The organism is Kitasatospora sp. NPDC058032 (genome assembly GCF_042885845.1).
In the GTDB taxonomy this organism is placed as follows: domain Bacteria; phylum Actinomycetota; class Actinomycetes; order Streptomycetales; family Streptomycetaceae; genus Kitasatospora.
In genome coordinates this window covers 19,361-35,210 of the sequence record NZ_JBHVRK010000037.1, presented here as the reverse complement: position 1 = coordinate 35,210, position 15,850 = coordinate 19,361, and the positions used below count along the sequence as shown (strand labels likewise).

Annotated in this window: 12 protein-coding genes; 4 read left to right on the top strand and 8 right to left on the bottom strand. The window is 73.0% G+C overall.

Annotation, left to right across the window (positions count from 1 at the left end; genetic code table 11):
• The first annotated feature begins 52 nt into the window (after positions 1-52).
• The 3 genes from nth to ACFVUH_RS34360 all read left to right on the top strand — a co-directional run bounded on the left by nth (position 53) and on the right by ACFVUH_RS34360 (position 2,950).
• Positions 53-928, top strand: coding sequence for an endonuclease III (gene nth / locus ACFVUH_RS34370; protein ID WP_355360341.1), 876 nt, complete (start codon positions 53-55; stop codon positions 926-928).
• A complete protein-coding gene (locus tag ACFVUH_RS34365; protein WP_387917436.1) occupies positions 925-1,668 on the top strand; it encodes an NUDIX hydrolase in 744 nt (247 codons plus the stop codon). Before nth ends, ACFVUH_RS34365 begins: the two co-directional genes overlap by 4 nt.
• Positions 1,669-1,765: 97 nt before the next feature.
• Positions 1,766-2,950 (top strand): MarP family serine protease, encoded by a 1,185-nt coding sequence (locus ACFVUH_RS34360; protein ID WP_387917434.1) that lies wholly within the window; start codon positions 1,766-1,768, stop codon positions 2,948-2,950.
• Positions 2,951-3,034: 84 nt separating this feature from the next.
• Here the strand turns inward: ACFVUH_RS34360 and ACFVUH_RS34355 are convergent, their stop codons facing one another.
• The 7 genes from ACFVUH_RS34355 to ACFVUH_RS34325 all read right to left on the bottom strand — a co-directional run bounded on the left by ACFVUH_RS34355 (position 3,035) and on the right by ACFVUH_RS34325 (position 13,123).
• On the bottom strand, positions 3,035-3,271 hold the full coding sequence (locus tag ACFVUH_RS34355; RefSeq protein WP_355360332.1) for a hypothetical protein: 237 nt from the start codon (positions 3,269-3,271) through the stop codon (positions 3,035-3,037).
• Between the two features lie 203 nt (positions 3,272-3,474).
• Entirely contained in the window at positions 3,475-4,464 is a 990-nt protein-coding gene (locus ACFVUH_RS34350) for an alpha/beta fold hydrolase (RefSeq protein WP_387917432.1), read from the bottom strand.
• Between the two features lie 234 nt (positions 4,465-4,698).
• Positions 4,699-5,175: a phage holin family protein gene (locus ACFVUH_RS34345; protein WP_350558600.1), complete on the bottom strand. Its 477-nt coding sequence runs from the start codon at positions 5,173-5,175 to the stop codon at positions 4,699-4,701.
• Between the two features lie 112 nt (positions 5,176-5,287).
• Complete coding sequence (gene nhaA / locus ACFVUH_RS34340) at positions 5,288-6,853, bottom strand: Na+/H+ antiporter NhaA (RefSeq protein ID WP_387917430.1); 1,566 nt, start codon at positions 6,851-6,853, stop codon at positions 5,288-5,290.
• 220 nt (positions 6,854-7,073) lie between these two features.
• Positions 7,074-9,050, bottom strand: a complete 1,977-nt coding sequence (gene acs / locus ACFVUH_RS34335; RefSeq protein ID WP_387917429.1) for an acetate--CoA ligase — start codon at positions 9,048-9,050, stop codon at positions 7,074-7,076.
• Positions 9,051-9,260: 210 nt separating this feature from the next.
• Positions 9,261-11,675, bottom strand: coding sequence for a SulP family inorganic anion transporter (locus ACFVUH_RS34330; protein WP_387917427.1), 2,415 nt, complete (start codon positions 11,673-11,675; stop codon positions 9,261-9,263).
• Between the two features lie 440 nt (positions 11,676-12,115).
• On the bottom strand, positions 12,116-13,123 hold the full coding sequence (locus ACFVUH_RS34325) for an ATP-binding protein (RefSeq protein ID WP_387917426.1): 1,008 nt from the start codon (positions 13,121-13,123) through the stop codon (positions 12,116-12,118).
• Positions 13,124-13,357: 234 nt separating this feature from the next.
• Between ACFVUH_RS34325 and ACFVUH_RS34320 the strand changes: the two genes are divergently transcribed.
• The gene (locus ACFVUH_RS34320) at positions 13,358-14,278 is read left to right on the top strand and encodes an oxidoreductase (protein ID WP_355360313.1); all 921 of its coding nucleotides are present in this window, start codon (positions 13,358-13,360) and stop codon (positions 14,276-14,278) included.
• A 359-nt stretch (positions 14,279-14,637) separates the two neighbouring features.
• Here ACFVUH_RS34320 and ACFVUH_RS34315 read toward each other — a convergent pair whose 3' ends face one another.
• Positions 14,638-15,456: an HAD-IB family hydrolase gene (locus ACFVUH_RS34315; RefSeq protein ID WP_355360915.1), complete on the bottom strand. Its 819-nt coding sequence runs from the start codon at positions 15,454-15,456 to the stop codon at positions 14,638-14,640.
• Between the last annotated feature and the right edge of the window lie 394 nt (positions 15,457-15,850).

Below are 15,850 nucleotides of genomic sequence, written 5' to 3'. Positions count from 1 at the left end.
GGGCCCGGCCGATCCGCCGCAGGAGCGCGGCCGTCCGGCGTAGCCTTCACGCATGGCAGAGAGCAAGGTCCGGAAGACCGCGTCTGCGGGGAAGCCGGTCGGGAAGACGGTCAGGGTGCGCAAGCCCGAATCACGGCTGGCGATGGTGCGGCGGGCCCGGAGGATCAACCGGGAGCTGGCGGAGCTGTACCCGTACGCGCACCCGGAGCTGGACTTCGACAACCCCTTCCAGCTGCTGGTGGCCACCGTGCTGTCGGCGCAGACCACCGACCTCCGGGTGAACCAGACCACGCCGGCGCTGTTCGCGAAGTACCCGGCACCGGAGGACATGGCGGCGGCGAACCCGGCCGAGCTCGAGGAGATCATCCGGCCCACCGGCTTCTTCCGGAACAAGGCGAAGTCGCTGATCGGCCTGTCGATCGCGCTGCGCGACGAGTTCGACGGGGAGGTCCCCGGCCGGCTGGCCGACCTGGTCACCCTGCCCGGCGTCGGCCGCAAGACCGCCAACGTCGTCCTCGGCAACGCTTTCGGAGTCCCTGGAATCACGGTGGACACCCACTTCGGGCGGCTGGCCCGTCGGTTCGGGTGGACCACCGAGGAGGACCCGGTCAAGGTCGAGGCGGCGGTCGCGGAGATCTTCCCGAAGTCCGAGTGGACGATGCTCTCGCACCGGGTGGTCTTCCACGGCCGGCGCATCTGCCACTCCCAGAAGCCGGCCTGCGGAGCCTGCCCGATCGCACCGCTCTGCCCCGCGTACGGGGAGGGCGAGACCGATCCGGAGAAGGCGAAGAAGCTGCTGAAGTACGAGCTGGGCGGCCACCCGGGCCAGCGGCTGCGGCCGCCCGCCGACTTCCCGGGCGAGGTCGGCGCCCGCGCGGACGCCGCCGCGCACCACGGTGAGGTCGCCGACCTGGCGGTGTCCGAGTGAGCGGGCGCGGGGCGCCGCAGGTCGAGCGGGACGGGCTGCCGGCCTGGCTGGAGCCGGTCCGGGAGGCCGCGGAGCGGGTGCTGCCCGAGCAGCTGAGCCGCTTCCTGCCGCCGTCCGAGGGCGGCCGGGCCGCCGCCGTGCTGATGCTCTTCGGCGAGGGGGTGGCCGGGCCGGACCTGCTGCTCATCGAACGGGCCCGCTCACTGCGCTCGCACGCCGGTCAGCCGTCCTTCCCGGGCGGCGCGCTCGACCCGGAGGACGGCGACCCGACGGGGGCCGGGCCGGTGGCGGCGGCGCTGCGCGAGGCCTGGGAGGAGACCGGCCTGGACCCGGACGGCGTGCAGGTCTTCGCGACGCTGCCCGCGCTCTACATCCCGGTCAGCCGGTTCGTGGTGACGCCGGTGCTCGGCTGGTGGCGCGAGGAGTCACCGGTCCGCCCGGTGGACCTGGGGGAGACCGGCGCGGTCTTCCGGGTGCCGATCGCCGAGCTGACCGACCCGGCCAACCGGGCCCGGCTGCGGCACCCGTCCGGCCACCTGGGGCCGGCCTTCGCGGTCGGCGGACGGCTGGTCTGGGGCTTCACCGCCGGGGTGATCGACCGGGTGCTGCACCACGGCGGACTGGAGCGGCCGTGGGACGCCGGCCGGATCGTCGACCTCTCGGACGAGGCGCTGGCACTGGTGCAGGGCGATCTGGAACGGTCCCGCGCGGCGCTCGGCCGCGACCCCGGGACACCGTGAACCACGGGGCGGCGGGCGGGGCCGGCCCCCGCACGGTCCCGGCCGGATTCGGCGTTAGCCCACTCGGGCGGACGGTCCGTCGTGGGAGGGTGTCCGGGTGAACGTCCTGGATGTGCTGTTGATCGCCGCCGCCCTCGGATTCGCCGTCTCGGGCTACCGGCAGGGCTTCGTGGTCGGAGTGCTGTCGGTCCTCGGCTTCCTGGGCGGCGGTCTGCTCGCCGTCCAGCTGCTGCCGCTGCTGCTCGACCACCTCAGCCCCGGGACGACCGCCTCGGTGATCGCCGTGGTGGTGGTGATCGTGCTGGCGGCGACCGGCCAGGCGATCACCACGCACTTCGGCTGGAAGCTGCGCGGCCACATCGACCGCCGCCCGGCCCGGGCCCTGGACGCCGCGGGCGGCGCCGTGGTCAACGTGATCTCGATGCTGCTGGTGGCCTGGCTGATCGGCTCGGCGCTCGCCGGGACGTCCCTGCCGACCGTCTCCAAGCAGGTCCGCACCTCGGCCGTGCTGGGCGGCGTCCAGGACGCGCTGCCGGCCGACGCGCCCAACTGGTTCTCGGACTTTTCCAAGGTGCTCGCCCGCAACGGCTTCCCGCAGGTGTTCAACCCCTTCGAGCACGAGCCGATCACCCAGGTCGACATCCCCGACCCGGCGCTGGCCGCCAGCCCGGCGGTGGCCAAGGCACGGCAGAGCCTGGTCAAGGTGGTCGGCACCGCCACCGCCTGCGGCAAGACGCTCGAGGGCAGCGGCTTCGTCTACGCCCCGCACCGGGTGATGACCAACGCCCACGTGGTCGGCGGCGTCGACGAGCCGACCGTGCAGGTCGGCGGCGTCGGCCAGCTGTACGACGCGACGGTGGTCAGCTACGACTGGCAGCGCGACATCGCCGTCCTCGACGTGCCCAAGCTGAACGCGCCGGCGCTCACCTTCGCGGGCGAGGCGAAGACCAACGACAGCGCCATCGTCGCGGGCTTCCCCGAGAACGGCGCCTTCAACGTCCAGCCGGCCCGCATCCGTGGCCGGATCCAGGCGAACGGCCCGGACATCTACCACCGCGGCCAGGTCGTCCGCGACGTCTACTCGGTGCGCTCGCTGGTCCGCCAGGGCAACAGCGGCGGGCCGCTGCTCACGCCGGACGGCCAGGTGTACGGGATGGTGTTCGCGAAGTCGCTGGACAGCGCGGACACCGGGTACGTGCTGACCGCCGCCGAGGTTCGCCAGGACGCCGAGCAGGGGACTGCGGCGACGGGGCGGGTGGACACCCAGGGCTGCGCGCTCTGATCCGCGGCGGCCGGTGCTGATTCGCGTCGGCCGGTGCGGGTCGGCCGGTGCCGGTGCGGGTCGGCCGGTGCGCGCTGATCCCGGTCAGGTGTCCCGGCGGAGCCGGGCGCCCACCCAGCGGGCGCGGCGGCCGAGGATGTGCGGGATGCCGAGCTGGCGCTGCGCCGTGCGCGGGTGGCCGCCCGCGCCGTCGAAGCCGGTGTCGTAGCCGCCGTCGTAACCGCGGTCGTCCGCCCACTCGGGACGGTGGGCGGAACGCTGCGGGCTGTTGCTGTGCTGTCGGCCGCGCGGGGCGCTGCCGCGATCGGGCATCCAGGTCATACCGCAATGGATGCCCCTGGGCCGACGGGGGTAACCGCCCGGCGGGGCACCAACGTGGCCTATGCGTTTGTCATATGAACGTCACATCAAGGGAGTTGGGACCTTCGGCCCTGTTCGCCCATCCGGGGGCCGGGGCCCGCGCCCCGTGTCCTTTCCCGGTCCGGGGCCGTTGATCATCAAGCCCCTTCCGGCACTCGCGGACCTCAGTCCCTGTGCCGGCCGATCCAGTCCAGCAGCTCGGCGGTGAACTGCTCCGGCGCCTCCTCGTGCGGGAAGTGCCCGACCCCCGGCATCAGCCGCCAGCGGTACGGCGCGGCCACGTACTCGCCGCCGCCCAGCGCGGTGTGCGACAGCAGCACCGGGTCCGCCGCGCCCTGGACGTGCAGGGTGGGGGCGGTGATCGGCTTCTTCATCCGGCGGGCGAACTGGATGCCGTCCGGGCGGGCCATCGAGCGCAGCAGCCAGCGGTAGGGCTCGATCGAGCAGTGCGCGGTGCTGGGGATCTGGATCGCCCGCCGGTAGGCGGCGACCGCCGTGCGGTCCAGCTGGGTACGGCCGGTCCAGGCGTCCAGGTAGCGGCCGACCAGCTCGGCGTCGTCCGCCACCAGTCGGCGCTCCGGTATCCACGGCCGCTGGAAGCCCAGCACGTGCTCGAAGGCGGCCAGCTGCTTGCGGTCGGTCAGCAGCGCCCGGCGGAGGTCGCGGGGGTGCGCGGCGGAGACCACGGTGAGGCTCTGGATCACCGAGGGCCGCATCACGGCCGCCACCCAGGCCAGCGTGCCGCCGGAGGCGTGGCCGACCAGGTGCGCCCGGTCCTCGCCGAGGGAGCGGATCACCCCGGTGATGTCCAGCGCGAGGTTGCCGGGGTCGTAGCCGCGCGGGGTGCGGTCGCTGCCGCCGATGCCGCGCAGGTCGACGGCGACGGCCCGGTAGCCCGCCGCGGCCAGCGCGGTCAGCTGGTGGCGCCAGGCCCACCAGTACTCGGGCCAGCCGTGCACCAGCAGCACCAGCGGGCCCTCACCGAGCTCGGCGATGTGGAACCGCGCGCCGTTGGCGGCGAGGTCGCGGTGGATCCACGGCCCGGCCTGCCGGACGTCCCAGGCGGCCGGGGGCGTGCCCGGGGCGTCGCCGGGGGCGGTGAGGCCGGAGCTGTCGGACGGCTGCGCGGGCACGGGCTTCTGGTCGAGCGACATACCGAGAGCGTGTCACATCCGCGCGCCGTACACGCGCCCGGCACTCGCACTCGGACCCTTCCGGCCCGGCGCGTACCGGGCGCGCTTCCCTGGCGCTCCCGTGGCGCTCCGGTGGCGCCTCCCTGGCGCGTGCCGACCGGGCCCCGACGCGGTGGCCGGCCCGGCAGCGGGCGGGGCAGCGGGCTTGGCAGCGACGCACGGGGTGGGCTTACGGGGAGGGCGTACGGGGAGGGCTTACGGGATGCGGCCCAGGGCGCGGTCGATCTCCTCCTTGGTGGCGGGACGCGGCCGGGCGTTCTTGAGGACGTCGGCGGTCTTCTGCGCACCCTCGATGGTGCGGACCGGCTTCTCGATCTTCTTGAACGAACGCAGTGCCAGCAGGCCCAGCAGCACGGCCAGCAGCAGGTACGCGCCGGCCACGATGAGGAACGACCAACCGAGTGACAGGCCCAGCGCGTGGATGCCGAACGCGGCGGCGGCGCTCAGCATCGGGACGGCGGCCAGCGCGACCACACCGGCGACGCCCAGCGAGACGCCGCCGGAGACGCCGCGCTTGACGTCGGCGCGGATCTCGGCCTTGGCGAGCGCGATCTCGTCGTGGACCAGGGCGGACAGGTCGGCGGTGGCCGCGGCGAACAGCTGCCCCACCGAACGCTCGCCCTCGTAGGGCGCCCGGCCGTTGCTGGACGGGTCTGCGGCTCCTGCGGGCATCAGCGGTACTCCTCTTCGGTGGACTGTCGACAGCTCAGAATCATGCCCCTACCGGACGAGCGGACACCACTCCGGGGCCCCGCCGGGGGGACGTGTCCGGCCGGCGGGCCGCTCAGCGGGCTCCGTCGGCGCCCTCGTCGGCGCCCTCGTCGGCCCTTCCGCCGGTCTCTTCGCCGGCCCTTCCGCCGGCCGGGCGGGCCGGGCCCGCGTCCGGCTGCCCAGCGTCCGCCGGCCGGGCCCGTTCGGCCATGCGGCGCTGCCAGGCCGGGTCGTCCAGCTGGTAGACGTCGGGGATGCCGTCGCCGTCGAGGTCGCGGTCCTCCTCCTCGCACAGCTCGCGGTAGTGCCGGTTGCGCAGCTTCAGCAGCACGGTGGCGATCAGCGCGCATATCAGCGAGCCCACCAGGACGGCCGCCTTGGCCCGGTCGGCGAGTGCCGGGTCGTCCGGGAAGGCCAGTTCGCCGATCAGCAGCGAGACGGTGAAGCCGATGCCGGCCAGGACCGAGACGGCGAACAGGTCGGCCCACTTGAGCTGCGGGTTCAGCTCGGCCCGGGTGAAGCGGGCGGCCAGCCGGGTGCCGCCGTACACGCCCACGGTCTTGCCGACCAGCAGGCCGACCATGATGCCGATCGGGGCGGCCTGGGTGAACACCTCGCGCAGCGCCGGACCGGAGATCGTCACCCCGGCCGCGAACAGGGCGAAGACCGGCACCGCCAGCCCGGCGGAGAGCGGGCGGACCAGGTGCTCGATGTGCTCGCCGGGGGACTGCTTCTCGTCGCCCTCCCGGTGGCAGCGGAGCATCAGGCCCATCGCGACGCCCGCCACCGTGGCGTGCACACCGCTCTCGTGCATCAGCGCCCAGACCATGAAGGCGAGCGGGACGAACAGGTACCAGCCGTGCACCCCGCGCCGGTGCAGGAACCAGAAGAGCGCGAGGCCGACGATGGCCAGCCCGAGCGCCCAGAACTTGATGCCGGAGCTGTAGAAGACCGCGATGATCAGGATCGCGATCAGGTCGTCCACCACGGCGAGGGTGAGCAGGAAGGCGCGCAGTGCGGAGGGCAGGTGGCTGCCGACCACGGCCAGCACACCGAGCGCGAAGGCGATGTCGGTGGCGGTGGGGACGGCCCAGCCGCTCGGGTGACCGCCGGGGCCCGCGTTGATGAGCGCGTACAGGATGGCGGGCAGCGCGACACCGCAGACGGCGGCTACGACGGGGAGCAGCGCCGCACTGGGGGTGCGCAGCTCGCCCGCCACGAACTCGCGTTTGAGCTCGATGCCGGCGACGAAGAAGAAGATCGTCAGCAGCCCGTCCTTGGCCCAGGTGCCCAGGGTGAGGTCGAGGTGCAGGGGGGCGGAGGGGCCGACGGTGTGGTTCAGCACGGACTGGTACGCGTCCGGCCAGACGTTGGCCCAGATCAGTGCCACGACCGCGGCGGTGAGCAGCAGGATTCCGCCCACGGTCTCGGTGCGCAGGGCGTCGGCGAGGTAGTTGCGCTCGGGGAGGGACAGTCGGCCGAGGAACTGGCGTCGTCGGGTCGTCGTCGGCTCGTGAACGGGCGGCTGGCTGGCCACGCGCGGCCTCCTGGGGGCGAGGGGACGGTGTGTGGATGCACCGGTGGTGCATCGCCGACCAGACTTCCCGGCTCGCCCTGTGACGCGGACCTTGTGGATCATGTGGATCGTGCAGGTCTTGTCGCGTCCTTAGCAGTCTAGCGTGACGACAAAGGGGAATCCGGATTGTCCTAATTAAGGACTTAATCCCTCTTTGCCTCGCTGTGCACCTGTTCGTGCGCGGTCCGGGGAGGGCCCTCCGTCCGGACATGCCGGTGCCCCGGGTGGCCACGACCACCCGGGGCACCGGCACGCATGCGTCACACGCGTCTCACCGCACGGTTCAGCTCTCGCTGTCCGCCGCCGGAAGCTGGGCCTGGATGAGGTTCATCACCGAGGAGTCGGCCAGCGTGGTGGTGTCGCCGACCTCGCGGCCCTCGGCGATGTCGCGCAGCAGGCGGCGCATGATCTTGCCGGAGCGGGTCTTCGGCAGCTCGCCGACCACCTTGATCTGCTTCGGCTTGGCGATCGGACCGAGCGTGCGGCCGACGTGCGCCCGCAGTTCCTCGACCAGCTCGGGGCTGTCGGTGGCGTTGCCGCGCAGGATCACGAAGGCGACGATCGCCTGGCCGGTGGTGGCGTCGGTGGCGCCGACCACGGCGGACTCGGCCACCGCCGGGTGCCCGACCAGGGCCGACTCGACCTCGGTGGTCGAGATGTTGTGGCCGGAGACCAGCATGACGTCGTCGACCCGGCCGAGCAGCCAGATGTCGCCGTCCTCGTCCTTCTTGGCACCGTCACCGGCGAAGTAGCGGCCCTCGAAGCGCGACCAGTAGGTGTCGATGTAGCGCTGGTCGTCGCCCCAGATGGTGCGCAGCATGGACGGCCACGGCTCGGTGAGCACCAGGTAGCCGCCGGAGCCGTTCGGGACCTCGACGGCGTTGTCGTCGACCACGGTGGCCGCGATGCCCGGCAGCGCGCGCTGGGCCGAGCCCGGCTTGGTCTCGGTGACGCCCGGCAGCGGGCTGATCATGATCGCGCCGGTCTCGGTCTGCCACCAGGTGTCCACGATCGGGGCCTTGCCGGCGCCGATGTGCTCGCGGTACCAGATCCAGGCCTCGGGGTTGATCGGCTCGCCGACGCTGCCCAGCACCCGCAGCGAGGACAGGTCGAACTTCGCGGGGATGTCGTCGCCCCACTTCATGAAGGTGCGGATCGCCGTCGGCGCGGTGTAGAGGATCGTCACGCCGTACTTCTGGACGATCTCCCAGAACCGGCCCTGGTGCGGGGTGTCCGGGGTGCCCTCGTAGATGACCTGGGTGGCGCCGTTGGAGAGCGGGCCGTAGACGATGTACGAGTGGCCGGTGACCCAGCCGATGTCGGCGGTGCACCAGTAGACGTCGGACTCCGGCTTGAGGTCGAAGACCGCGTGGTGGGTGTAGCTGGCCTGGGTGAGGTAGCCGCCCGAGGTGTGCAGGATGCCCTTGGGCTTCCCGGTGGTGCCCGAGGTGTAGAGGATGAAGAGCGGGTGCTCGGCGTCGTGCGCCTCGGGGGTGTGCTCGGTGGACTGGCGCGCGGTGGCCTCGTGCCACCAGACGTCGCGGCCCTCGGTCCAGGCGATGTCCTGGCCGGTGCGGCGCACGACCAGGACGTGCTCGACGCCGTCGACCTTGGTCAGCGCCTCGTCGATGGCCGGCTTGAGGGCGGACGGCTTGCCGCGCCGGTAGCCGCCGTCGGCGGTGATGACCAGCTTGGCCTGGGCGTCCTGGATGCGGGAGGCCACGGCGTCGGCGGAGAAGCCGCCGAAGACCACCGAGTGGGTGGCGCCGATCCGGGCACAGGCGAGGATCGCGACGACCGCCTCGGCGATCATCGGCAGGTAGATCGCGACCCGGTCGCCCTTGACGACACCGAGCTCCAGCAGCGCGTTGGCGGCCTGCGAGACCTCGTCCTTGAGCTGCGCGTAGGTGATCGAGCGGCCGTCGCCGGGCTCGCCCTCGAAGTGGATGGCGACGCGGTCGCCGTTGCCGGCCTCGACGTGCCGGTCGACGCAGTTGTAGGCCACGTTGAGCTTGCCGTCGGCGAACCACTTGGCGAACGGCGGGTTGGACCAGTCGAGGGTCTGGGTGGGCTCGACGGCCCAGTCGAGGCGGCGGGCCTGCTCGGCCCAGAAACCGAGGCGGTCCTCGGAGGCCTGTGCGTACGCGGCCGCGGTGACGTTGGCGGCTGCGGCGAGCTCTGCCGGCGGGGCGAAGCGCCGCTCCTCCTTGAGCAGGTTGGCCAGGCTCTCGTTGCTCAACGCGCACTCCTCATGAGTCATGATCGGGGTCGTTTCCCGTGCGTGGGGATTGTCCCGTGTGTCCCAGCGCACAGCTCACCAGGCGAAGAGGTCAGTTGACAAGAGGCTCCGGATAATTGGTGTAGACCTTTGACCGGAGGTCGAACGGCCGCCCGAGGTCGGCGGCACCCTGCGGCAGGGCTGGAAGGTGGGCCCGCGTCCTTGGCCCGCCCGTCAGGACGCGGGCCCGTCTCACGCGGCCAGGCCGGGCCCTCCCTCTCCCCGGGCCGGATCCGCAGCGGTGGTACCGGTGGCCGGAACCTGTTCGAATCCGTCCATACGTCCGGGCGTGTCGCGCTCCCGCCGTACGGAGGCCGCCGCCGCCGGGGTCGCTGCCTCGACCGGACCGAAGCGGCCGCTCTCCCGGTCGAGCACATAGGCCTGGGCGGTGGCGAAGTCGAAGTACATGCCGACCAGCCGCAGGGTGCCCTCGGTCACCCGCCGCTCCACTGCCGGGTTGGCCATCAGCTGGTCCAGCTGCTGGACCACATTGGTGATGCAGAGCTGCTCGGTCAGGTCGACCGCCGGGCGGTCGGTGAACTCGGCCGGGATCCTGCGCAGCCGGTCCAGCGAGCCGCGGCCGTTGCGCAGCCAGCGGGCCAGCGGGGTGGGCCGGCCGGGCTGCTCGTGAACGCCGTCGAGCAGGGCCTTCATCGCTCCGCAGCCCGAGTGCCCGCAGACCGTGATCGACCGGACCTCCAGCACCTCGACCGCGTACTGCACCGCCGCCGCCACCGAGTCGTCGGCCGCGCCCGGCTCGTGCGGCGCCGGCACCAGGTTGCCGACGTTGCGCACGGTGAAGAGGTCCCCCGGGCCGCTGTTGGTGATCATGCTGGTGACCATGCGGGAGTCCGCGCAGGTCAGGAAGAGCTGTGAGGGCGCCTGCCCCTCCCGGGCGAGCCGGGCCAGCTCGGGCCGCACCAGCGGGGCGGTGTGCAGCTGGAACACCCGCACCCCGTCCAGCAGCCGGCCGTGCGGGTCCTCCTGCTGCTCGATGCAGTGGTGTCCGGCCCAGGGCGTCCAGGCGCGGCAGCGGTGCGGGCCGGGAGAGCTGCCGGTGCGGACCGTGCCGTCCGGATCGAGCACCTCGTCGTCCTGGCGGCGCGTCACCATCGACACCCGCCCCCCGCCGGCCTGGTGACCGGTGCGCCAGCTGTGCACCGTCTCGTAGGCGGCGTGGTCCAGGAAGGAGCCGTCGTGGACCACGGCGACCTCGGCGCCGGCCGGGATGCCCGCCAGCGCCCGGCTGAGCCGGGGCACCGCGGTGAAGGTGAGCGGGCCGTGGGTCTCCACCGTGAACGAGCCGTCGGGGCCGGCCAGGACGTCCACATGGGCGCGGGTCAGTCGGTAGAGCGCGAGCACTACGGCCGTCGCCGCGCCGAGCGCCACCCCCGGCAGGACGCCGAACAGCACCACCGCGACCACGGTGGTCAGATAGACGGGGAACTCGCGGTGGCGGTGCACCTTGCGGATGTGCGCGAAGCTCACCATCTGCAGACCGACGACCAGCACCAGGGCGGCGAGCGCGGCGAGCGGGATCCGGCGCAGCCCGCCGGTGAGGGCCAGCGCGGCAGCCAGCACCCACACCCCGTGCAGGACGGAGGACCGCCGGCTGCGCGCGCCGGCCCGGACGTTGGCCGTGCTGCGCACCGCGCCGCCGGCGACCGGCAGCCCGCCGACGAGTCCGCTGACCATGTTGGCGAGTCCCTGGCCGCGCAGTTCGCGGTCCAGGTCTCCGGTGCGGCGCGACATCCGGTCGACCGCGACGCCGGAGAGCAGCGACTCGACGCTCGCCACGGCGGTGACGGTCAGTACCGCAGCCAGGATGGCGAGGGGCGGGCCGTGCGGCAGGTCTGGGGCGAGCCCGTGCGGCTGCCAGGCGGGCAGTTCGACCCGGGCGAGCCGCAGGTCCAGTGCGACGGCGAGCGCGGTGGCGGCGGCGACGGCCGCGAGCGGGCCGGGGACCTTGGCCAGCCGGGTGCCGAACTCCCCGTACCGGCCGGGAAGCCGGCCCAGCCGGGGCCAGCCGAGCAGTACGGTGACGGTGACCGCGCCGACGGCCAGGGCGGCGGGGTGAGGGGTCGACAGCTGGGCGGGCAGGGCGAGCAGGTTGGCCAGTGCCGAGCTCTGCGGGGAGCCGCCGAGGACGACGTGCAGCTGGGCGATGGCGATGGCCAGGCCGACGCCGGCCAGCATGCCGTGCACGATGGCGGGCGAGACGGCCAGCGCGGTGCGGGCCACCCGCCTTGCCCCGAGCAGGAGTTGGAGCAGGCCGGCGGCGAGGGTGATGGTGCAGGTGGCCTGCCAGCCGTACTGGGCGATGAGCCCGGCGGTGATCACGGTGAGCGCGGCGGAGGGGCCGCTGACCTGCAGCGGGGTGCCGCCGGACAGGCCGACCACGATGCCGCCGACGGCCGCCGCGGCGAGGCCGGCGGTGAGCGGGGCGCCGGTGGCCAGGGCGATGCCGAGGGAGAACGGCACGGCGATCAGGAACACCACCAGCGAGGCCGAGAGGTCCTGCGCCCAGGCGGCGCGGGGACGTCGGCCCGGTGGGGCGTGGTCGGTGGTGTCGGAGGCGATGGGGGCGCTGGAGATGTCGAGGGTCATGGGTCTTCCCGTCTGTCCGGGGGAACGAACGCAGTCAGGTCCGGCGGTGAGTCCGGTCGTGGGCTCGGTGAAGCGGATCGGCTGTCGTGGGTCGCGACGGTGTGGCGGGATGGCGCGGTCGGGCCGGGAGTGCGGGTGTCACCGGCCGGGCCTTGGTCCATCGGGCCGTCCGGCGGCCGCTCGACGGGGCGCTGGGAGGAGCCAGGCCACGGCCAAGGGGCAGCGGGGCGGAAGCGGAACATCAAGACTCGGTAAACCGAGGGTAATGAGAGCTTTGCACAGCGTCATCCGGAGCGACAGTGAATAACCGCCCGGTTCACTCCATTGGGTGGTGGCCGAACGAACGGGAATCTGCTGGTGGAGGCCGTGTCGCGGACGCGCGCGGGCCGCGGCCCCCGTGTGGGGGACCGCGGCCCGTGGACGCTGCGGTGGCCTCCGGCTCAGACCACCGCGCCGGCGGCGCTGGGCTCGCCGGCCGGAGCGGACCCGCCGCCGAGCACGAAGTCAGGGTCGACCTGGGCAGCGAGGTCCGTGCCGACCTTCGCGTTGGCCCAGCTCTCGGCGTTGCGCAGGTGGAAGAGGACGGCCTGCTCGGTGTACCGGCGCGGGTCCCGCAGCTCGTACGCGGCGTCGGTGGCCGCGCGCAGCTCGTCCAGCACGGCGCGGTTGGCGGGTTCGAGGGCGCGCAGCTGCGGCTGTGCGCCCTGTTCCAGGCGGCGCACCCAGTCGGACTGGCCGAAGGCGGTCAGCAGGTCCTCGCCGACCTCCCGGCGCAGGAAGTCCAGGTCGTCCGGGCCCTGCACCTTGTTGCCGACGACCCGCAGCCGCACGCCGAAGTCGCGTGCGTAGTCCCGGTACTGGCGGTACACCGAGACGCCCTTGCGGGTGGGCTCGGCGATCAGGAAGGTGAGGTCGAAACGGGTGAACAGCCCCGAGGCGAAGGAGTCGGAGCCCGCGGTCATGTCGGTCACCACGTACTCCCCCCGGCCGTCGACCAGGTGGTTGAGCAGCAGCTCGACCGCGCCGACCTTGGAGTGGTAGCAGGCGACGCCGAGGTCCTCCTCGGTGAACGCGCCGGTCGCCAGCAGCCGGACCGAGCCCTCGTCGAGCGCGACCGGTCGGGCGCAGGCCGTGTAGACCGGGTTCTCCTCGACGATCCGCAGCAGCCGCGAGCCCCGGCCGGGCGGGGTGGTCTTGATCATCTCCTCGGCGGAGCGGATCAGCGGGTTGCTGCCGCGCAGGTACTCCTTGATCTCGGGCAGCCTGGCCCCCAGCGCGGGCAGTGCGGCGGCCTGGTCGTCCGTCAGTCCGAGGGCCGGGCCGAGGTGCTGGTTGATGTCGGCGTCGACGGCGAGGACCGGCCGGCCCGCGGCGGCCAGGTGGCGGATGAACAGTGCGGACAGCGTGGTCTTGCCGCTGCCGCCCTTGCCGACGAAGGCGATCTTCATCTTGGAACTCCGGCTCTCGCTGCTGGGGCTCTCACTGCTGGGCCCGCCGCGGTCGTGGCTGCGCGCCGTGGCGAGGTCGACGATCTTCCGAGCTGGAAATCGTTGTCGTCTTCGACGGCGGTCATGCTATCGGGGGTTTGGGGGCGCTGGCCGGAGGGAAGTGAGGATTGCCTCTAACGGGTGATCCGAGGTTGCTGTTCCGGGCGGGGCGCCCGGGTCATTACTCTCGGGTAGGTGAGCACTGGAACAGATCCCCTCGCCCCGCTGGCCCAGCTCCCCGGAGTGCCGGACGCGGTGGCCGAGGTGCGCAAGGCCGTCGACCGCCTCTACGGCCACCGGGTGATGCGTCGCCGTGCGGCCGAGGTCACCTCCGAGTCCGCCCTGCGCGGCGCCCGCGCCTCGGCGGCGCTGGCCGGGGCCGACTGGCCGTTGGAGGAGGTCCGACGGCGCAGTGACTTCGGCGCGGACGCCGAGGCCCGTACGGTGGGCGCCGCGCTGCGGGTGGCGGCCGAGGCGGGCCAGCTGCTGAGCATCTGGCGGCACTCGCCGCTCCAGGTGCTGGCCCGGCTGCACCTGCTGGCGGTCGGAGACGCCGACCCCGCGGCGGGCCGCCCGCGGCAGGGCGGAGAGGGCGCCGACGACCCGTTCCCGCTGGAGCTGAAGCCGGCGGAGGGCGTCGCGGCGGACCACGGCCCGGCGACCGCGCCGGCCGGCGCGGTGACGGACGGGCCGGTGCCGGCGCTGCCCGCGGCGCCCGGCCCGGAGGAGGTCGCCGCCCGGCTCGACCAGCTCTCCCGGCTGCTGGTCGCCCGCGCGGAGGGCCAGGGCGTCGGGACGCCGGCCCTGGTGGTCGCCTCGGTGGTGCACGGCGAACTGCTGGCGCTGCGGCCGTTCGGCGCGTACAACGGCCTGATCGCCCGGGCCGCCCAGCGGATCGTGCTGATCGCCGAGGGGCTCGACCCGAAGTCGATCTGTCCGGCCGAGGTCGGTCTGGTGGAGCTGGGGACGGACGCCTACCGGCGGGCGCTGGCCGGCTACCTGGCGGGGACGCCCGAGGGCCTGGCGGCCTGGATCGGCCACTGCGGCCGGGCATTGCGGCTCGGCGTGCGGGAGAGCACGGCAGTCTGCGAGGCGATGCAGCGCGGCATGGTCTAGGGCCTGGCCCGGGTGGGCGGATCCACCCGCCCGAACAGCAAGATGCGGCGGCACCTGATCCTGCCAGGTGCCGCCGCTGGCACAGATGCCGGGTGACCATGCATGCACCGGAAAGTGCCGATCAGACGGGGATCCTGCCCGTTCGTCTGGTCCGGCGGCCCGACAGCGGGTCGGCTGCATGTGGGTGCTCGGTCATCTGTACGGCGGTCCGTGGGGCCTGAACTGCGTTGTCGGTTTGACCTCTTCGGTCCTGACCGGGTCTCGCGGGCCGTGTTTCATTTGTATCGCGTTTCGGGCGAAAGGGGAACCCGAAAAGCGGCCTCTTGGGCTTTTGACCGTTTTGTCCAACGCCCTCGTGATCAGGCCGCCGGGCGGCGGCGCCTGGCCGCGTACCAGATGACCCCGGCCGTCAGCGCGGCGGTGCCCACCGCCACCGCCGTCAGCACCGAGCGGCTCGGCGCCGAGAATTCCGGGAGCCTCCGCCGGAGTTCCACCGGCTTGTCGAAGACCAGCACCGGCCACTCGCGGGCCATCGCCTCCTTGCGCAGCGCCCGGTCCGGGTTGACCGCCGAGGGGTGGCCGACCGCCTCCAGCAGCGGCAGGTCGGTCGACGAGTCGCTGTAGGCGTAGCACTCGGTCAGGTCGTAGCCCTCGACCCCGGCCAACTCCCGGATCGCGGCGGCCTTGTTCTCGGCGTAGGCGTAGTACTCGATCTCGCCGGTGTAGCAGCCGTCCTCGATCTTCAGCCTGGTCGCGATCACGTGGTCCGCGCCGAGCAGCGCACCGATCGGCTCGACCACCTCGGAGCCGGAACTGCTGACGATGACCACGTCGCGGCCGGCCGCGTGGTGCTGCTCGATGAGCGAGGCGGCCTCGTCGTAGATGATCGGGTCGATCAGGTTGTGCAGGGTCTCGGCGACGATCTCGCGCACCTGCTGCACGTTCCAGCCCCGGGTCAGCGCGGAGAGGTACTCCCGCATCTTCTCCATCTGGTCGTGGTCCGCGCCGCCCACCAGGAAGACGAACTGGGCGTACGCACTTCGCAGGACGGCCCGACGGTTGATCAGGCCGCCCTGGTAGAAGGGACGGCTGAACGCGAGGGCGCTCGACTTGGCGATGATCGTCTTGTCGAGGTCGAAGAAGGCGGCGGTGCGCGGGCCGGTCGGACCGGGCCGCACGGCCGGCGGACGGGGCCCGGACGGGCCGGAGCCGGGCGCTCCGGGGCGTGCGTCGGTCACGGCCGTCCCGTCGGGCCCGGGTGTCCCGTCGGCTCCGGCAGCTGCGGCGGTGGAGTCCGGGGACTCGTCGGCGTGCTCGTCGGCGTTCTCGGTGGTGTCCACGGGAACCGAGGATAGAGGGCGCCGCAAAACAGCCCGCCATTCGGTGTACTCGTGGGCGTGCGGGTTTGTGTTTCTGGCCGCTCGGGTACACCATGGAAGTCACGGATCGTTCGCGACCGTGCTAACCCGGTCCGGCTCCTCCCCCCCGAGTCGGGCCGTGGATAGACGACCCCCGCTCTCCCCCCCGGCGGGGGTCGTCGCATGTCCGGGGCCATTTTCAGGGCTTGAACGG